The sequence below is a fragment of the Aeromonas sp. ASNIH4 genome, assembly GCF_002934425.1.
Lineage (GTDB): Bacteria > Pseudomonadota > Gammaproteobacteria > Enterobacterales > Aeromonadaceae > Aeromonas > Aeromonas hydrophila.
In genome coordinates this window covers 3,154,804-3,172,538 of sequence record NZ_CP026217.1, presented here as the reverse complement: position 1 = coordinate 3,172,538, position 17,735 = coordinate 3,154,804, and the positions used below count along the sequence as shown (strand labels likewise).

The 17,735-nt window shown below is 60.0% G+C and carries 15 protein-coding genes; 11 read left to right on the top strand and 4 right to left on the bottom strand.

Annotated features, from left to right (window positions below; genetic code table 11):
- Window positions 1-9 precede the first annotated feature (9 nt).
- The 3 genes from C2U40_RS14535 to C2U40_RS14525 all read left to right on the top strand — a co-directional run bounded on the left by C2U40_RS14535 (window position 10) and on the right by C2U40_RS14525 (window position 2,653).
- Window positions 10-489 carry a cytochrome c-type biogenesis protein gene (locus C2U40_RS14535; protein ID WP_011705303.1) on the top strand — a complete coding sequence of 160 codons (480 nt, stop codon included), beginning with the start codon at window positions 10-12 and terminating at the stop codon, window positions 487-489.
- On the top strand, window positions 486-1,760 hold the full coding sequence (gene ccmI, locus C2U40_RS14530) for a c-type cytochrome biogenesis protein CcmI (RefSeq protein WP_103827864.1): 1,275 nt from the start codon (window positions 486-488) through the stop codon (window positions 1,758-1,760). The genes C2U40_RS14535 and ccmI overlap by 4 nt, the downstream gene beginning before the upstream one ends.
- An 80-nt stretch (window positions 1,761-1,840) precedes the next feature.
- Window positions 1,841-2,653, top strand: a complete 813-nt coding sequence (locus C2U40_RS14525; protein ID WP_029301472.1) for an MlaA family lipoprotein — start codon at window positions 1,841-1,843, stop codon at window positions 2,651-2,653.
- Between the two features lie 124 nt (window positions 2,654-2,777).
- Here the strand turns inward: C2U40_RS14525 and sodB are convergent, their stop codons facing one another.
- Entirely contained in the window at window positions 2,778-3,362 is a 585-nt protein-coding gene (sodB, locus tag C2U40_RS14520; protein ID WP_011705306.1) for a superoxide dismutase [Fe], read from the bottom strand.
- A 286-nt stretch (window positions 3,363-3,648) separates the two neighbouring features.
- On the opposite strand from sodB, the gene C2U40_RS14515 reads away from it, so the two are divergent.
- A complete protein-coding gene (locus C2U40_RS14515; RefSeq protein ID WP_010673955.1) occupies window positions 3,649-3,993 on the top strand; it encodes a Grx4 family monothiol glutaredoxin in 345 nt (114 codons plus the stop codon).
- Between the two features lie 77 nt (window positions 3,994-4,070).
- On the opposite strand, the gene C2U40_RS14510 is transcribed toward C2U40_RS14515, so the two are convergent.
- Window positions 4,071-5,282 (bottom strand): RsmB/NOP family class I SAM-dependent RNA methyltransferase, encoded by a 1,212-nt coding sequence (locus tag C2U40_RS14510; protein ID WP_029303566.1) that lies wholly within the window; start codon window positions 5,280-5,282, stop codon window positions 4,071-4,073.
- 209 nt (window positions 5,283-5,491) lie between these two features.
- On the opposite strand from C2U40_RS14510, the gene C2U40_RS14505 reads away from it, so the two are divergent.
- The 7 genes from C2U40_RS14505 (at window position 5,492) to C2U40_RS14475 (ending at window position 14,896) form a co-directional block, all read left to right on the top strand.
- Window positions 5,492-7,477, top strand: a complete 1,986-nt coding sequence (locus C2U40_RS14505; RefSeq protein WP_181014801.1) for a reprolysin-like metallopeptidase — start codon at window positions 5,492-5,494, stop codon at window positions 7,475-7,477.
- A complete protein-coding gene (locus tag C2U40_RS14500; protein ID WP_044799532.1) occupies window positions 7,474-7,797 on the top strand; it encodes a hypothetical protein in 324 nt (107 codons plus the stop codon). Before C2U40_RS14505 ends, C2U40_RS14500 begins: the two co-directional genes overlap by 4 nt.
- A 171-nt stretch (window positions 7,798-7,968) precedes the next feature.
- Window positions 7,969-8,607 (top strand): pyridoxamine 5'-phosphate oxidase, encoded by a 639-nt coding sequence (gene pdxH, locus C2U40_RS14495; RefSeq protein WP_011705310.1) that lies wholly within the window; start codon window positions 7,969-7,971, stop codon window positions 8,605-8,607.
- A gap of 29 nt (window positions 8,608-8,636) precedes the next feature.
- Window positions 8,637-9,251, top strand: a complete 615-nt coding sequence (locus C2U40_RS14490; protein WP_103827862.1) for a glutathione S-transferase family protein — start codon at window positions 8,637-8,639, stop codon at window positions 9,249-9,251.
- Complete coding sequence (locus C2U40_RS14485; RefSeq protein ID WP_103827861.1) at window positions 9,251-10,867, top strand: GNAT family N-acetyltransferase; 1,617 nt, start codon at window positions 9,251-9,253, stop codon at window positions 10,865-10,867. The genes C2U40_RS14490 and C2U40_RS14485 overlap by 1 nt, the downstream gene beginning before the upstream one ends.
- Before the next feature lie 32 nt (window positions 10,868-10,899).
- A complete protein-coding gene (locus C2U40_RS14480; RefSeq protein WP_017409969.1) occupies window positions 10,900-11,409 on the top strand; it encodes a GNAT family N-acetyltransferase in 510 nt (169 codons plus the stop codon).
- A gap of 619 nt (window positions 11,410-12,028) precedes the next feature.
- The gene (locus C2U40_RS14475) at window positions 12,029-14,896 is read left to right on the top strand and encodes a hypothetical protein (RefSeq protein ID WP_103827860.1); all 2,868 of its coding nucleotides are present in this window, start codon (window positions 12,029-12,031) and stop codon (window positions 14,894-14,896) included.
- 142 nt (window positions 14,897-15,038) lie between these two features.
- On the opposite strand, the gene C2U40_RS14470 is transcribed toward C2U40_RS14475, so the two are convergent.
- Window positions 15,039-16,169 carry a ribosomal protein uL16 3-hydroxylase gene (locus tag C2U40_RS14470; protein WP_011705314.1) on the bottom strand — a complete coding sequence of 377 codons (1,131 nt, stop codon included), beginning with the start codon at window positions 16,167-16,169 and terminating at the stop codon, window positions 15,039-15,041.
- Window positions 16,170-16,334: 165 nt separating this feature from the next.
- Window positions 16,335-17,705 (bottom strand): adenylosuccinate lyase, encoded by a 1,371-nt coding sequence (gene purB / locus C2U40_RS14465; protein ID WP_103827859.1) that lies wholly within the window; start codon window positions 17,703-17,705, stop codon window positions 16,335-16,337.
- Window positions 17,706-17,735: the final 30 nt, after the last annotated feature.

The window sequence follows — 17,735 nt, the reverse complement described above, 5'->3', positions numbered from 1 at the left end:
GAGAGCCTGATGAGAATGTTTATTGCGTCCCTGCTGCTGCTGGCAGGACTGGGCGGGGCGGGCCAGGCGCTGGCCGCCATCGATGTCTACACCTTCGACAGCGACGCCCAGGAGCAGACCTTTCGCGAGCTGACCAAGGAGCTGCGCTGTCCCAAGTGCCAGAACCAGGATATCGCCGACTCCAACGCGGGCCTGGCCAAGGACTTGCGGGACAAGACCTACCAGATGGTGCGCGAGGGCAAGGACAAGCAGGAAGTGGTGGATTACATGGTCGCCCGCTACGGCAACTTCATCCTGTACAACCCGCCGCTGATGGCGTCGACCCTGATCCTCTGGCTCGGGCCCCTGCTGGTGATCGTCATCGGTGTCGTCATGGTGGTGGTGCGCAGTCGCCGTCGTCCCGCGGCTGCCACGCCGGCGGATAGCGCCCTGAGCGCGGAGGAGCAGCGTCGTCTGGCTGCCCTGCTCAAAGAGGAAGAGAAACAATGACCGCATTTTGGATAGTGATCGCGGCCCTGCTGGTGCTGGTGAGTCTGGCACTGGTGCTGCCGTTGTGGCGGGGTGAGGGCAAGCAGAGCATCAGCCGCTCGGCCCTCAACAAACAGCTCTATCGCCAGCGTCTGCTGGAGATCGGGGAAGAGCGCGAGCAAGGGGTGCTGGCAGAAGAACAGGACTCCCTGATCGAGCTGCAACGCAGCCTGCTGGACGACATCCCCGACGTGGAGCAGACCGCCCGCGGCGGCAAGAGCATGATCTGGATCCCGGGTGTGCTGGTGCTGCTGGTGGTGAGCCTGGGGCTCTACTACAAGCTCGGCTCCTGGCAGGAGGTCAGCCGCTGGCAGGATGCCAATAGCCGGCTGGGCGAGCTCAGCAACCGCATCCTGGTGGAGCGGGACGCCGAGGTCACCGAGCAGGATCTGCTGGACTTCACCTTAGGCCTGCGTACCCGCCTGAAGGACGAGCCGAACGATTATCGCGGCTGGCTGCTGCTGGGGCGGCTGTCACTGGATGGCAATGATCCCGAGATGGCCCGCGAGGCGCTGGAGCGGGCCTACGGACTGGCCCCGCAGAAGGCGATGGTGGCGGTGCCCTACGCCCAGGCGCTGATGATGACAGGGGATGACGCGCAGGCCGATCAGCTGCTGCGGGTGGCCATTGCCCAGGATCCTGCCAATATCGAGGCGCGCTCCGTCTACGCCTTCATGGCGCTGCAAAAAGAGGACTTCAAGACCGCTCTGCAACGCTGGCGCGAGATGCTGCCGCTGATGGAGAAGGGCTCGACCCGTTACACCATGGTGGAGCGCTCCATCGACTATGCCGAGCAGCAGTTGAAGAAACGCGGCATGGCCAGTGCGACCGGGCCGGCTGAGGCGAGCGGGCAGAACGCGGCCTCTGACCAGGTGCTGGAGGTGAAGGCTGGCGAGTTCCCGCTCAAGGTGACGCTGGCCGATGGCATTGCATTGCCGGAAGATGCCCATTTGTTCGTGTTTGCGGTGATCCCCAACGGACCGCCCATGCCCATCGCGGTCAAGCGTATCCCGGGGCCGCACTTCCCGCTGACCCTGTCGCTGGGTGACGGTGACGCCATGATGGAAGGCAATAAGCTGGCTGCCTACCCCGAGCTGCAGTTCAAGGCGCGCCTCTCCCGTGGCGGCAACGTCATGAACAAGGAAGGGGCGTTTGAAGGTGTCTCCGTTCCGGTCGCCACCGGTTCGATTCCTTCAGCGCCGATTGACATCCGCATCGATCACGCCCTCTAATACGCCTTTGGCCCGGCCCCTCGATGGGGCCGGGCTGCCTATAATTCAGATTAATCACAATAAAAAGCTAGGACTTCCATATGTATGTGCGTGTAGGGGCATTGATGGTGGCCTTGTTGCTGGGCGGCTGTGCTGGCGGCCCGCCCAAGCAGGGGCCCGAGAGCCTTGACCTCAAGGAGACACCGAGCCGGCCCGGTGCGACTAGCACGGCCAGCGATGGGCGTGACCCGTTCCAGGGCGCCAACCGGGCCATGTGGGCCGTCAACTATGATGTGCTGGAGCCCTATGTGGCCCGTCCCGTGGTGCACGGCTATGCCCGTTATATCCCGCAGGGAATGAAGGACGGCATCGAAAATCTGGTGGAAAACTTCAACGAGCCGAGCAGCATGGTCAACCATCTCATCACCGGCGATTTGAAGGGGGCGGGTACCAACCTGGGTCGCTTCACCCTCAACACCACCGTGGGTCTGCTGGGGATCTTCGACGTGGCCAAGCATGCCGGTCTGGCGCGCAACAAGCTGGAGCTCAATACCGTGCTGGGTCGCGCCGATATCGGCGATGGCGCCTATCTGATGGTGCCGGTCTACGGCCCGACCACCACCCGCAAGCTGGTGGGGGATACCATCGATACCATCTACTTCCCCTATGCCTTGCTGACCCTGCCCCTGCGCATCACCCACTGGGCGCTGGATGGTCTGGGTACCCGTTCCAAGCTGATCGATCAGGAGCGGATCATCGACAACGCGCTCGATCCTTACGCCCTGACCAAGGACTTTTATCTGCAGTACAACCAGAACAAGGTGACCGGTCGTCAGACCGAGCTCAAGCAAGAGCAGCAGGAGAAGCAAGACGACAGCAATCTGGACGACTATCTGGATGAAATCGACCAGTGATGCCAGCGCATCCTGCTCGAGTAACGTAGCAAAGGCGCCTGCGGGCGCCTTTTTCGTCTCTGCTGTTGCACAGGCATAAAAAACGCCCCGCAAGAGCGGGGCGTTTTGGCAAGAACGGGGGCTATCAGGCAGCCAGATTCTTGGCCACGAATTCCCAGTTGACCAGGGTCCAGAAGGTTTCCATGTACTTCGGACGCAGGTTGCGGAAATCGATGTAGTAGGCGTGTTCCCACAGGTCGACGGTCAGCAGCGGAGTGGTACCGGCTTCGGTCAGCGGGCAACCGGCGTTGGAGGTGTTGACGATGGCCAGGGAGCCGTCAGCCTTTTTCACCAGCCAGGTCCAGCTGGAACCGAAGTTGCCGATGGCAGACTTGGTGAACGCATCCTTGAACTCGGCGAAGGAGCCGAACGCCTTGGTGATGGCATCAGCCAGGGCGCCAGTGGGCTCGCCACCGCCGTTCGGGGAGAGGCAGTGCCAGTAGAAGGTGTGGTTCCAGATCTGGGCGGCGTTGTTGAAGATGCCGCCAGTGGAGGTCTTGATGATCTCTTCCAGAGACTTGCCTTCAAACTCGGTACCCGGCACCAGGTTGTTCAGGTTGACCACATAGGTGTTGTGGTGCTTGCCGTGGTGGTATTCCAGAGTTTCCTGGGAGATGTGCGGTTCCAGAGCATTGATTGCATAGGGCAGAGCGGGAAGTTCGAATGCCATTTTCTACTCTCCATTGGCTGGCCGTGCGAAGGCGACGGTTGCAAGACATTGCGTACTCTTTTCTATCTTGAAAAGAATTGTTCTTGAAATAAGGGGGCCAGATGGCCCAAAGCCCATCGATTGTACCAGCATCAAAGATGGGCTAACAACTCTTGATTCTCGCCATGATCCGGATCAAGCTGCGGCGTATTGATTCATCACTTCTTGCATCCGAGGTGGTTTGCCAGTTTGTGGTCTGCCCGGATTGCAGTAGAATGGCCGCCGAAATCGCTCTAGTGAGGCACCTATGGAAACTATTGAAAAGATCAAACAGCAGCTGGCTGAAAACCCCATCATCCTGTACATGAAGGGCTCCCCCAAGCTACCCAGCTGCGGTTTCTCTGCCCAGGCCTCCCAGGCCCTGATGTCCTGTGGCGAGCCGTTTGCTTACGTCGACATCCTGCAAAACCCGGATATCCGCGCCGAATTGCCGAAGTTTGCCAACTGGCCGACCTTCCCCCAGCTGTGGGTGGAAGGTGAGCTGGTCGGTGGCTGCGACATCATGATCGAGATGTTCCAGGCCGGCGAGCTGCAGACCCTGATCAAGGAAACTGCCGCCAAACACAAGCAGGATGACGCCGCCGCCGAATAAGGCAGCAGCTGCATCATGCAAAAAGGGGAGCCACTGGCTCCCCTTTTTTATTTCACAACTTTATGTCACGACAAGCATCAGGCGATGCGTTCGATGCGTGCCATGTAGAAGCCATCGAAGCCGGTGGCGGCCGGGCTGACGGTGTGGTCATCCCGCAGGCGGTAGTTTTCATTGGCGGCGAGGAACTTGTCCACCTGCTGACGGTTCTCTTCCGGCAGGATGGAACAGGTTGCATAGACCAGCAGACCACCCACCTTCACCATCTGGCTGTAGCGCTGCAGGATCTCCGCCTGCAAGGCAACCAGTACCGGCAACCGCTCGGCGGTGTCGCGCCACTTGGCATCCGGATTGCGCTTGAGCACGCCGAGGCCGGAGCAGGGCACGTCCAGCAGCACGCGATCCGCACTCTCTTTGAGGCGCTTGACGGTTTTGCTGCTGGTGATCACCCGGGTCTCCACGTTGTGGGCCCCGGCGCGGCGGGCGCGCTGCTTGAGGTTTTCGAGCTTCCACTCTTCCACATCCATCGCCAGCAGGCGGCCCTTGCCCTCCATCATGGCGGCCAGATGCAGGGTCTTGCCACCGGCACCGGCGCAGGCATCGATGACGCGCATGCCGGGGCTCACTTCCAGCGCGGCCGCAACCTGCTGGGAGCCGGCATCCTGCTGCTCGAACCAGCCATCGGCAAAGGCCTTGGTACGAAACAGGGCGGCATCCGAGGTCACTTGCAGGGCTGAGTCGACCCCTTCCACTGGAATGGTGGTGACCTGTTCTTTGGCCAGTGCGGCCTGCAGCTCTTCACGGGTGCACTTGAGGCTGTTGACCCGCAGATAACGCTTGGGCATCCAGGCCAGCGCGGCACGCTCGGCAGGCCAGGCTTCGCCCAGTTGCTCGCTGCCGAGTTTTTCCAGCCAGGTCGGGCAACCATCCATCAGCACCGGGTTCTTCTTGGCTTCGGTCAGACGACGACGAAACGCCTCTTCATTGAAGCGATCCAGCGTCGGATGGTTGGGTTGGGCTATCTTGTGAAAAGCGTGCCAGCTGTGCAGCAGCGGCCAGACGTTCTTCTCGGCCTGACGGACCTGGATGCCGGTCAGGGCGCAATAGAGGCTGAGGCGACGCAGCAGATCGCCGGTGACCAGGGCAATCCTTGCCTGTTCTTGCGGTTTGAGTTCGATGCCGGAGAAGTGACGGGCATAGGCGCGGTCCAGGGTGAGACCCTGGCCCAGCACATCGTCAACAATGGCAACGACCAGGTCCCCGAAACGGGGCAACAGTGGGGATTTGAGCATGAGATTAACCTTGGTCAGATAAAGACGAACCGTCGTCATGGTGACGCGGCTCAAAAACTGATAAATCCGCGCAATGATAGGGGCTAGACAGGGTTGGTGCAACACTCCCCATTCGGGGAATATCCGCCAGGTGGTGCTGGACTAAGCAGGGCGGCAGGCGAATGATGCCAGTTGCAGTTTGGGTGAGTGCATTTAAAAGGACTAAAAAGATGCAGTTGATGAAATTTTCTCCCTTGGCGCTGGTGGTAGCCAGCCTGATGAGCTCGGGTGGCCTCGCGGCCAAGGAGTGGGACACGGTGGCGGCGCGCGCCAGCGCCGCCGACGGCTATGAAGTGCGGGCCAACCAGTTTCGGGTCGCCAAGGTGCCCATCGATTATTTTGCCGGCCTGCAGGCCGGGGCCCGTTCGCTGACCCTGCCGTTGCCCGACGGGGGAGAGGTGACCTTCACCCTGCAAGCCTATGATCTGCTGCCGGCCGATCAGGCGGCCAAATTCCCCGAGATCCTGACCTTCAAGGGCCATAACCCGGCAGCACCGGTAGAGACGGGACGTTTTGACCTGGGGCCGCTGGGCTTTCACGCCATGTTCACCCATCAGGGCAAGACGGTGTTCGTCGACCCGCTGCGCAATGCCGACGGTTATGCCGTCTATTACCAGCAGGATGCCTACAGCCGGCTGGAGGAGGACGCGGACAAGGTTATCGGCAGCGAGGCCAGCAGGGCGCTGGCGCACAAGGTGCAGGTGGATGGCAACGTGCGCAAGCGTTACGTCATCGCCATCTCGGCGGCGGGGGAGTACACCCAGTTCCACGGGGGCTCCAAGGTGCTGGCCACCGCGGCTATCGCCACCCTGCTCAACCGGGTCAACGAGGTGTACCAGCGCGACGTAGGGGCCGAGTTTCAGCTGGCCAGCGGCAACGACAACATCATCTTTATCGATCCGGCCAGCGATCCCTTCACCAATGGTGATGCCGACGTCGACATCAACAGCGTGGTGCAGGCCAATGCCCAGACCCTGCCCAGTGCGCCGCTTGGACAGTTCGACATCGGCCATGTGGTCAATACCGGGGGCGGCGGGCTGGCCAATCTCGGTGCGCTCTGTACCGCCACCCGTTCGCAGGGCATGACCGGCTCGGCCACCCCGGTGGGGGATGCCTTCTTTATCGACTACGTGGCCCATGAGATTGGCCACCAGTTCGGCGCCGACCACACCTTCAACGGTACCACCAACAGTTGTGGCAGCGGCAATCGGGAGGCGACCCAAGCCTGGGAGCCGGGCAGCGGCACCTCCATCATGGCCTATGCCGGGATCTGCGGGGACGAAAACATCCAGCCCCACAGCGACCCCTATTTCCACAGCAAGTCCATCGAGCAGATGCGAGCGCACATGGCGACCGTGCCGGCCTGCGGCACTACCCTCAACCTCGTCAACAATGCGCCCCAGGCGGCGGCCGGGGCCAGCCGCATCATTCCGGCCAACACGCCGTTCGTGCTCAAGGGGGCCGGCGCCGATCTGGACGGGGATCCCCTGACCTACACCTGGGAGCAGATTGATTTGGGCACGGAGTCGAGCAGCCCGGCCACCATGGTGGACGATGGCAGCCGGCCGCTGTTCCGTTTCGTGTCCCCCATCAGCTCGCCGGAGCGGATCCTGCCGAGCCTGCCCTCTCTGCTCTCGGGCACGCTCGCCAAGGGCGAGGCCTGGCCCACCACCAACCGGGATCTCAACTTCCGGTTGACGGTGCGTGATGGCAAGGGCGGTGTCGCCAGCGACGACATGAAGGTTCAGGTGGTCAACACCGGCAGCGCCTTCCGGCTGACCGCCCCGCTTGGGGTGGCGTTGACGCCGGGGGCAAGCCAGGTGGTCGGCTGGGATGTGGCCGGCACCACGCTGGCGCCGATCAGCTGCAGCAAGGTGGATCTGTTCATCACCCAGAACGAGGGGACCAGCTGGAGCAATCTGGCGGTCAGTCAGCCCAACAGCGGCGCAGCCACCGTCACCCTGCCGGCGGATCTGGCCAGCGCCGCCCGCCTGAAGGTGGCCTGCAGCGACAACATCTTCTTCGCCATCAGTCCGGCCAAGCTGCCGGTCGTCCAAAGTGGTGGCAGTTCGGGTGGTGGCGGCGGTGGTGGTGGCGCCCTCGGTCTCTGGACTCTGGCGCTGGCCCTGCTGGGTTGGCAACGGAGGCGCGGATGAGGGCTGGCTGGCTGGTGCTGGTGTCCCTGCTTGGCGGCTGTCAGGCCGATGCGGATACCCTGGAGCAGGCGGTCAGCGCCAGTCTGGCCAAGCAGGATTACCGGTTGATCGTGCGGGCCGGGCGCGGCGAGGTGGCGCCCGGCATCGCACCGGAGCAGCAGGCCTCGGCCAAGACCCGCTGTGGCGTGCGCTACCTCGATGGATTGGGGGATGTCATCAAGCCCGGGCAGGAAGAGGCCCAAGCCAAGCTGGCGGCCTACGCGGCCGATTACAACCGGCGCATGCTGGCGCATTGTCCTGCTGCCTCTGGCAAGCAATAAGCCTGCGCGTACCAAGAGCGTGCGAAGGGTATACCAAGGGAGGGAGGCGTGAGCCTCCCTCTTTTTTGCAGCCGCCATTTGCCGGTCACAAGGCTTGTACCCATGGCGTGCTCGTCGCACAATGCCAGCACGCATGGCCGCATGGGCGGCAAAGAGAGAAGGAAAATCAAGATGATGGATGTAGCCGATCTGCGCCGCGAATACACCCGGGGTGGATTGCACCGGGCCGATCTGCCGGCCGAGCCCCTCGCCCTGTTCGAGAAGTGGTTGGCGCAGGCGTGCGAGGCCAAGCTGACCGATCCCACCGCCATGGTGGTGGGCACCGTCGATGCCGACGGTCAGCCCTGGCAGCGCACCGTGCTGCTCAAGCACTACGATGCCGAGGGCATGGTGTTCTACACCAACATGGGCAGCCGCAAGGCGCATCAGCTGGAGGGCAACCCCCGCATCAGCCTGCTGTTTCCCTGGCACACGCTGGATAGACAAGTGCATGTGACCGGCCGGGTGGAGAAAATGAGCACCTTCGAGGTGATGAAGTACTTCCACAGCCGCCCCAAGGACAGCCAGATCGCCGCCTGGGTTTCCCAGCAGTCGACCCGGATCTCGGCGCGCGGCGTGCTGGAGGCCAAATTCCTCGAGCTCAAGCAGAAGTTTGCCAATGGCGAAGTGCCGCTGCCAAGCTTCTGGGGCGGTTTTCGGGTGCGGATCGACACGGTCGAATTCTGGCAGGGGGGCGAGCATCGCCTGCACGACCGTTTCTACTACACCCGTGAGGGGGAAGGCTGGCACATCGAGCGGCTGGCGCCCTGAGTGCCCGCTGCCGCTGACAAGGAGTCTGTATGCGTCTGTATGGCGATCTGAAGTCCGGCAACTGCTACAAGCCCTGGTTGCTGGCTCGCTGGCTTGAACTGCCCCTCGACTGGGTGCCGGTGGATGTGCTGGCGGGGGAGACTCGTACTCCCGATTTTCTGGCCATCAACCCCAACGGCAAGATCCCGGTGCTGGAGCTGGCCCACGGCGATACCCTGGCGGAATCCAACGCCATCCTCTTCTATCTGGCGCAGGGCTCGCCCCTGTGGCCGACCGAGCCGCGTCAGCAGGCTGAAGTGCTCAAGTGGCTGTTCTTCGAGCAGTACAGCCATGAGCCCTATATCGCGGTAGCCCGTTTCATCGTGCACTATCTGGGGCGGCCGGAGTCCCAAGAGGCGCGCCTCGACGGGCTCAAAGCCGGCGGCGAGAAGGCGCTGGCGGTGCTGGAGCAGCAGCTCAAACAGAGTCCCTACCTGTGCGGTGACTCCCTGACCATCGCCGACATCACGCTTTACGCTTACACCCATGTGGCGGAGGAGGGGATCTTCTCGCTGCAGGGCTGGCCAGCAATTCGCGACTGGATCGCCCGTATCGAAGCCCATCCCCGTCACCTGAGCCTGCCGGCTGCCTGCCAGGCCGGCTGATGGAGCTGCTGATCGAGCGGGCCCTGTGGCAGCCCCACTGGGCGCCGGTGCTGCAGGCCTGGCAACGGCAGGGGGGGCGCTGGCTGCTGCTGCAGAGCAAGGCCGATGAGTGTTTGCCGAGCGATACCGGCGGACTCTGGTCCTGTTGTCCGCCCGATGGCGTGCGTTCGGCCAGCTCGCTGCTGGCCGCCTGGCTGGATGGTGACTTGCCTGCCCAGCCCGCGAGGGATCCGAGCCGCCAGATCCTCATCAGCGGCTCGGCCTCCCTGCTGACCCTGGCCCGGGAGGAGGGGCTGCTGACGCTGGGGCCACAGGGCGCCGATCTGACGTTGACGGCGCAAGACGATCTGGGCGCCGTGCTCAACCGCCTGCTAGCCCGCCGCCTGACGGTGCCGGTGCTGGCCGAGCTCGCCTCGCAGTCGGGGCCTGCCCTGCAACTGCGTCCCCTGCTGGCGCGCGATGAGGCCGATGTAGTGCGCTATTGCAGCGATGCGGCGCTCGCCCGCTACACCCTCAACATCCCCCATCCCTACCCGCCGGAGGCGGCTCGCGACTGGCTGGCCGGCTGCTGGCGCAAGGCGGCGCTCGGGCTGGGCTGGAGCTGGGCGCTGACCCTGCCGGCGGGGGAGGGCCAGACGCCGCTGGTGGGGGTGATCTCGCTGCACTGGAACGGCGAGCTCGCCTGGTGGGTGGGCGTGCCCTGGCAAAATCGCGGGCTGGCGACCCGGGCCGCCCGGCTGGTCAAGGCCTTTACGTTCGAGCGGCTGCAACTGCCGGTGCTGACCGCCCGCCATATGCCAGGCAATCTGGCCTCCGGCCGGGTGATGGCCAAGCTGGGCATGCGCTATTGCGGTCGGCGCGAGCTGAGTGGTCAGCCGCCGTGCGAGGTGAGCTACTGGCAACTGGAGCGAAGCCAGACGCTCGCGGCGCCGCTGATACGGCAGTTGGCCCCCTTGCTGGCCGACGAACGGGTGGTGGCGGCCATCCTGCAAGCAGGCGCCGAGGAGAGTGAGCCGAGGCGGCTGGCCCTCTTCCTGGCGCAGTCGGAGCCAGAAAGTGAACTGGCTGTCGACACCCTGCCCGAGCAGGAGAGTGATGGGCCGCTGGCGGTGGAGTATCACGATCAGGCGGCGCTGGCGCAGGCCGAGCCGGACCAGCTCTATCTGTACCGGGGGTTGCTGCTCAAGGACTGTGAAGAGCAAGGGTTGGCCTATCTGCAGCAGTTGGCCAGCCTGCAGCGTCAGGGGCCGGCACCGCTCACGCTGGTGGAGCGGCGTCAGCGGCTCGACTGGCTGGGCACCTTGGCCCGCCGGGCGAGCGGCGAGAACACACAGGGGGAGGCTGTCAGTCGCCGTTATCACCAGCTCTGGCTGCTGGTGGAGTTGCCCGCCCTCATCGACGAGTTGGCTGGACGTTGGCATCGCGGACCAGACCAGACGCTGAGCTGGCTGGAGCTGGGGGATGCCGAGCTGTTTGCGGCCTATCGGGCGGCCATCACCACCCTGCAACCGAGCGATCTGCAAGCACTGCTGCGCCTGCTGACCGTGCGGTTTCCTGAGTCCACCCTCCCATTTCTCGACAAAGGTGCTCAGGGCGGCGGTCAGTTTGTGGAATAATGCCCGCTCTGCTGTACGAGGAGTAACGCTGTATGCTGAGAACCGAGCGCCCCGGCGACATGCTGCCGGTCTATGACCTGGTGAGCGCCGCCTTTGGCCGTTCCGACGAGGCCGAATTGGTCAACCGCCTGCGCGAATGTGGCGCCGCCGTGGTGACCATGGTCGAGGAGGAGGAGTACGAGTTCATGGGGCACCTGATGCTGAGCCCGATCACCATTAACGGCATGGAAGGGCCCTGGCTCGGTCTTGCGCCCGTGGCGGTCCATCCCGATTGGCAGGGGCAGGGCATAGGGTCGGATCTGGTACGCGAGGGGCTGGATACGGCGCTGGAGATGGACTGGAAGGCGGTGGTGGTGCTGGGTGACCCGACCTATTACAGCCGCTTCGGTTTTCGCCCCGCCAGCGAGTTCGGCCTGCACTGCATCTACGAGGTGCCCGCCGACTGCTTCATGGCGATGGAGCTGCAGGAAGGCGGCCTGAGCGGGATGCAGGGCGAAGTGCTCTACCACCCGCTGTTTGACGAGCTTCCCGAAGAACAATGAGCAACGCAAACGGCAGCCTGCGGGCTGCCGTTTTGTTATCTGCATGAGCATTAGGTGCTGCGCCTTTCCCCTTGAATAAGCGATGAGTCGTTGTGCTCCTCCGCTCCATCATCCTGGGCAGTATCCACGCCCATGCCATTGAGCAAACACCTCTTGAATCCGTGTCGGGATATATGGAGCGCGCCACCATATTCTCTGAATATGGGGTCTGCTGCCTGAGGGCTGGCCGTTACTTTTTCCGGAGGTATATTGTTGCAATGTCTTGTTACAATTTTTTTTATCGGAAAGATCTGCTTTTGTCTAACGGGTAACATTTTTTGGTTTGACCTCATTATTGATGCTTGACTCAAATGAGGATGTAAAGGTAGGTTGTTGAATATATAAACAAGGGGGCCAGGTGCGATTGCCATGGCTTTAATTATTCATGCCCGCCCTTGTCTTATATATCGATAGCGTTGCTCTCGTTTGCATATCAATAATGCTGACGCGGTAACCTGTCTTCATCTTACACCCAAGAACAACCACCATATGCTCGGTCATGATGATATGGCCTGCCCAGCTATTGTCTGAAAATATCGGGCAATCTGGAAGAAATTGAGCACTGATAGGGATATATTATATGAAAAAACTTTCAGCAATAATCCATCGTGAGGTTTCACAAGGACGTCGTGATTTTCTGACGTTTTCCTCCATGTCGCTGATTGGTCTGGCAGCTGGCAGCGTTTTTCCTGCCCCGGTGAAGGCTGCCATTGCTGTTTTGAATAGTGGCAATTTTGCTGAGCTGGATGCGATCAATTTTTACGTGATGGCGTCTAACCAGCCCGCCGTTGATTCAAATCGGGTCAACTTTGTACAAGAAACCGATGAAGCGCAATATCTTGCCCAGGTGATGTTTCAAGAGTTGATGAAGTACGAATTCCAGTATCAGAACAGCTCATTAAGCGAAGCATTGGGCCCTGGCATGAAGCCTAATAATAATGTGCTGACAATGAGTGATGGCATCAGCTCGGTCAATGCTATTTACAGCAGCAATCGACGCTATTTTACCGATAATATGGTTGAGTACGTGAGTGGCCTGTTACAGAACTCATATAGCAAGCAAACCAATGTCACAGTAGCTGACCGGAAGCTGTATAACTCTTGGGATATGGTGAAGGTAAATGCGAATATCAAGCAAGCAGAAAAGGGGGCGCAGTTTAAGGAGATTATCGATCAGCTATACTCTGTTGCCACCCATTATTGTCAAAATGGAAAGTTAACCGCCTACAAAGCAGGGGGGGAAAGCTGGGCTCGTCAACTTATCGAACACTACTCCAAGAATGAGGTATTAGACGAACTTATCAGTTCTTTTAAAGTTCAGGAGTATCTGGGGTCAGGCTCATCGTTTGAAAAGGCGATGTGGCAAGTGTACAACACCATCAATAAAGTAAGAGCGCTCAATATTTCATCCGGTCGTCGCATCACCGAAGATGAGCTGAAAAAATTTGAACGTACCATGGCGGGATCTGTTTACAGCGGGTTTGCCATGAACATGAGCTGGGGTCAGCAAAGCGAGAAATACACAGTCCTGGCCAACAGGAGGAATTTCGATGATGTGGTGACCTTGCTGAGAAATGAAAGCGGTACGCAGCGCATCTTCTGGAACAATTTCTTCAACCAGAATAGTCCGGATAGCTTCTGGCATGAACTGAATAATCTGAACCTGAGAACGAGCACCTTGCAGGATGAGGGGGCTCGGCAGCGTATTCTTCAACGATATCCTGCTCTGGCAGGGACGGCGGGCAGTATGGCTCCCACAGCCTTCTCCGGTGTGGCTCCCGCGGCCTTCCCCATAGATTCATTCCTTTCCGTGTTCACCTTGTTGCTGGGGGTGGGCAATTTTACCTGGTTGACGGCCACCGATCGGGAGGAATGGAGCAACCCTGTTCCTTTGATGGAGTTGGGGGCAGCCCTGTTTGATGTGACCTTGAATCTGATCCAGCTCGGTCGGTTCCTTGATAAAGTGACCATGTTTATTTATGGCAATGGTGAAGGCATCATCAATAGCATTGCCATCAATATGGGAAAATTCAGTCAATTCTTGAGCAACCTTACCGCCAAAGGCCAGCATCTCACGAATGTGCTGGAGCGGCAGATCGCCAGCAAGATGTTTCTCGCCACGCAAAATATCACTCGGGTTATCAATATATGTTTTGTTGGCTTGGCGGCACTGGGGGCGGCCCTGGCCGCGTATAACCTGTATCAGGCTGTTGAGGGCGGCGATATTGGGGATATTATATTTGCGGCAATCAATATGTTGGTCGCCACGGTGGCGTTGGGTGTCGCCATTGCCTCTTTTATGGGGTTTGCCATTGCCGGCCCCTTGGGCATCATTGTCGCGGTGATAGGCATAGTGGTGGCCATTGCCCAGTGGATCTACACCTTACTCAAAAAAGAAGAGGTCAAACCTACCCCGATCGCGAGATATACCAACGAATATATTAAGCCACGAGGGCTTGAGTATGAAGATCTTGGTGCATATATTTGCCGGGTGTCCAGTTACTGGAAGCGTACTCTGGTGTGCGCATTCGATGCAAGGACCATGAATACCGATTGGGATTATGTCCCAAGTATCGCTGATCATGATAATCCGATTTATACTCAGCCAGGGGCTCTGGTAACCTCGCCGAGAAATGGCAGGATTTATAACTTTGCCAATATTCAGAAGCCAGGTTACGGAAATATATCGAATTTCTTCACTGCGGGAGCCACCACACCGATCAGTAACTGGCGGCCAGGGAGTGATTTGCAGACCTGCTTGCATGCCGTTGAGAGTCAGGCAAGCAATAATAGTCGCTCTGCTATATTTGTGGCACTGGGAAACAACTCAAGCTTTTCACGCGCTTTCTTGACGTCTCATCTGGAAGATGCCCCGACAAACAGCAATGAGCTGACGAGTCAATTAAATCTGGAGTGGCAAGAATATCCGCTGGATGTGGTTGCCATCAATGGCCTTGATGAGACCATGTTCCTTATCTTCACTACCCGACATATCTATCAAGTGAAAGCTGGTGTAGCGCGCAGGATAATCTCTGACTTTGTCGGTCAGCGTGATGCACCGATAACCTATGGCCTGAATGCACTGGCACTCGGTACCAACGTGAATTTGATCTATCGGTTAAATGGTCTGCAGGCTCCCGAGACCCGCTACCATTATCTGCTGACCCGGGATGACAATGGTGACTATACCCGTATGAAATTACTGCGGACCATCAATAATCCCCTGTCCTCAGACTCGCCGATTGTTGGCAGGTTGTTCAAGAAAACCAGCGATCTGGTTTCGCGGATGGACTTTATGTATCACGATGGCAAAAGTGGTTATGCCCGCTATGGCGCAATTATGAACAAGACTGATGATGCCTCATTGTCATTGTACAACGGGGTTGAGTTTCAGGTACCGGACAATGGATTCCGATCCTTCTACAAGAATGCGTTTATTCCGAAATAGCGGAGGTGACTCCCTTGTCCATCGCTTGGCCATGAGTCGTCACTATTGAACCGGCCCATGTACGAAAACCAGATGTATCCAAATCGGTTGCAAATAACAAAAAAGGCGCCCTCGGGCGCCTTTTTTACCTCTGTCCGTCAGCTCAGCTGAAGAACCAGTAGCCGCGGTTGACCAGCCGGGTCAACAGTTGCAGGAAGCCGGCCTGATCGGCAAGCTCCACCATGTCGGCCTGGGTGACCATGTCCTTGTCGCATAAGAGCGAAATGGCTGCCGCATCTTCGCTCTGCAGCGTCCAGGCTTCGCCGTCGATGTAGCACTGCTGGCTCTCGCCGCTGAACCAGACGGTGCGCAGGCCCGGCACCTTGATGGCGGGCTCGCCCTGGGTCAGCAGATCGGCCACTTCCTCGGCGCTGTAGTCCGGCTCCACCGGATTAACGTCCAGATCGTGCTTGGCCTCGGAGATCATGGTGCCGAACCACTCCTTGAACAGGGTCTCGTCATCGAGGGCCTGCTGCATCAGCTCGCGCAGACGGTGCAGCTCGTGGGGCTGGATCTCGCCGTGGCGGGCACGGGGCTTGAGGTCGGCATCGCCGTAACGCTCGGTGCGCACCTCGTTGTCGATCAGGTGATCGGCAAAGGAGGAGATAAGCGCCTTGGCATCCGGTGCGCGGAAGCCCACCGAGAAGTTCAGGGACGGCTCGATGGCGTAGCCCTCGTGGGGGAATCCAGGCGGGATGTAGAGGATATCGCCCGGCTCCATGATGACGTCGATGATCGCCTCGAACGGCTCGCAGTGCAGCAGGGCCGCGTGGGCGGCGAACTCGTTCAAGGGCTTGGCATCGCCGACGCGCCAGTGGCGCTTGCCCTGGCCCTGGGTAATGAAGACGTCGTAGTTGTCGATGTGGGGACCGACCCCGCCGTGAGGGGTGGAGAAGCTCACCATCACATCGTCAAAGCGCCAGCCGGGGATGAACTGGAACGGCAGCGCCAGTTCGTTCACCTCGGGGGCCCAGTGGTTGCAGGCCTGCACCAGCACGGTCCAGTTCTCTTCACCCAGGTGATCGTAGGATTCGAAGGGGCCGTGAGCCGCCTCCCACTTGTTGTTGAAGCGGGTGACCAGGCGCGATTCAATCACCTCTTCCATGGCAAGACCCGCCAGCTCGTCCGGGCTGATGGGATCCTGAAAGTCGGTGAAGCCGCCCTTGATGAGCAGTGGGCGCTTCTGCCAGTAGTGCTCGAGGAAGTGAGCGATATCCAGATTGAGTTGGTACATAGATCTTCTCGTCAAAGGGTTCGACAAAGGTCAAGAGAGGTCTTGCCGGAAGCGGTGGCTGGCCTCGGGCAAGACCTCTTGCAAAGGGTGTATAGGGTGCCACATAAAATAACCGGGGCCCTGTTGCAGATCATGCACAGGGCCCCGGTGGTGTCATTTATCCGTTTATTTCAGTAGATCGACCAGACGCTGGGCGTCGCCGATATAGTTGGCCGGGGTCAGCTTCTTCAGCTCAACCTTGACCGCTTCCGGCAACGCCAGGGTGTCGATAAAGGTACGCATCCCTTCGGCATCGACGCGGCGACCACGAGTCAGCTCTTTGAGCTTCTCGTAGGGCTTCTCGATGCCGTAACGGCGCATCACGGTCTGGATCGGCTCGGCCAGCACTTCCCAGTTGGCATCCAGATCGGCAGCCATGGCGGCGTCGTTGGCTTCCAGCTTGGAGATACCCTTGAGGGTCGCCTGATAGGCAATCAGGGAGTAACCCACCGCCACACCCAGGTTGCGCAGCACGGTCGAGTCGGTCAGATCACGCTGCCAGCGGGAGATGGGCAGCTTGGAGGCCAGATGCTGGAACACAGCGTTGGCCAGACCCAGATTGCCTTCGGAGTTCTCGAAGTCGATGGGGTTGACCTTGTGCGGCATGGTGGAGGAGCCGATTTCGCCGGCGATGGTGCGCTGCTTGAAGTGGCCCAGGGAGATGTAGCCCCATACGTCGCGGTCGAAGTCGATCAGGATGGTGTTGAAGCGGGCCATGGCGTCGAACAGCTCGGCGATGTAGTCGTGCGGCTCGATCTGGGTGGTGTAGGGGTTCCAGGAAAGGCCGAGGGAAGTGACGAATTCCTCGGAGAACTGGTGCCAGTCCACATCCGGGTAGGCGCTGATGTGGGCGTTGTAGTTGCCGACCGCGCCGTTGATCTTGCCGAGGATCTCCACCGCCATGATCTGCTTGTACTGGCGCTCCAGACGGTAGGCGACGTTGGCCATCTCCTTGCCCATGGTGCTCGGGGTCGCCGGCTGACCGTGGGTACGGGACAGCAGCGGCATGTCGCGGTACTCAACGGCCAGACGCTTGAGTTCGGAAATCAGCTTCTCGCAGTAAGGCTTGATGACCTCTTCGCGGGCGGTTTTCAGCATCAGGCCGTGGGAGTTGTTGTTGATGTCTTCCGAGGTGCAGGCGAAGTGGATGAACTCAGCGATGGCGGCCAGCTCCGGGTTCACTTCGACTTTTTCTTTCAGGAAGTACTCCACCGCTTTCACATCATGGTTGGTGGTGCGCTCGATCTGTTTGATGCGGGCGGCATCCTGCTCGTTGAAGCTCTGTACTATGCCGTCGAGCAGGGCACTGGCGGCCGCGCTCAGGGCTGGGACTTCCGGGATCCCGGCGTGGCTGGCCAGTTTTTGCAACCAGCGCACCTCGACTTCGACGCGAAAACGCAGCAGGCCGAATTCGGAGAAGATAGGGCGCAGGGCATCGGCCTTGTCGCCATAACGACCGTCAATCGGGGAAACAGCAGTCAGCGCGGACAGCTCCATGGGGTGAACTCCTGATGATTGGTGTGGGGG

What these genes read in the sequence shown, in the direction of transcription:
- C2U40_RS14480 (WP_017409969.1), top strand. Translation starts at nt 10,900, where the DNA reads ATGCTGAGAACCGAGCGCCCCGGCGACATGCTGCCGGTCTATGACCTG.
- sodB (WP_011705306.1), bottom strand. Translation starts at nt 3,362, where the DNA reads ATGGCATTCGAACTTCCCGCTCTGCCCTATGCAATCAATGCTCTGGAA.
- C2U40_RS14505 (WP_181014801.1), top strand. Translation starts at nt 5,492, where the DNA reads ATGCAGTTGATGAAATTTTCTCCCTTGGCGCTGGTGGTAGCCAGCCTG.
- C2U40_RS14515 (WP_010673955.1), top strand. Translation starts at nt 3,649, where the DNA reads ATGGAAACTATTGAAAAGATCAAACAGCAGCTGGCTGAAAACCCCATC.
- C2U40_RS14470 (WP_011705314.1), bottom strand. Translation starts at nt 16,169, where the DNA reads ATGTACCAACTCAATCTGGATATCGCTCACTTCCTCGAGCACTACTGG.
- pdxH (WP_011705310.1), top strand. Translation starts at nt 7,969, where the DNA reads ATGATGGATGTAGCCGATCTGCGCCGCGAATACACCCGGGGTGGATTG.
- C2U40_RS14500 (WP_044799532.1), top strand. Translation starts at nt 7,474, where the DNA reads ATGAGGGCTGGCTGGCTGGTGCTGGTGTCCCTGCTTGGCGGCTGTCAG.
- C2U40_RS14485 (WP_103827861.1), top strand. Translation starts at nt 9,251, where the DNA reads ATGGAGCTGCTGATCGAGCGGGCCCTGTGGCAGCCCCACTGGGCGCCG.
- C2U40_RS14510 (WP_029303566.1), bottom strand. Translation starts at nt 5,282, where the DNA reads ATGCTCAAATCCCCACTGTTGCCCCGTTTCGGGGACCTGGTCGTTGCC.
- C2U40_RS14475 (WP_103827860.1), top strand. Translation starts at nt 12,029, where the DNA reads ATGAAAAAACTTTCAGCAATAATCCATCGTGAGGTTTCACAAGGACGT.
- C2U40_RS14535 (WP_011705303.1), top strand. Translation starts at nt 10, where the DNA reads ATGAGAATGTTTATTGCGTCCCTGCTGCTGCTGGCAGGACTGGGCGGG.
- C2U40_RS14490 (WP_103827862.1), top strand. Translation starts at nt 8,637, where the DNA reads ATGCGTCTGTATGGCGATCTGAAGTCCGGCAACTGCTACAAGCCCTGG.
- C2U40_RS14525 (WP_029301472.1), top strand. Translation starts at nt 1,841, where the DNA reads ATGTATGTGCGTGTAGGGGCATTGATGGTGGCCTTGTTGCTGGGCGGC.
- ccmI (WP_103827864.1), top strand. Translation starts at nt 486, where the DNA reads ATGACCGCATTTTGGATAGTGATCGCGGCCCTGCTGGTGCTGGTGAGT.
- purB (WP_103827859.1), bottom strand. Translation starts at nt 17,705, where the DNA reads ATGGAGCTGTCCGCGCTGACTGCTGTTTCCCCGATTGACGGTCGTTAT.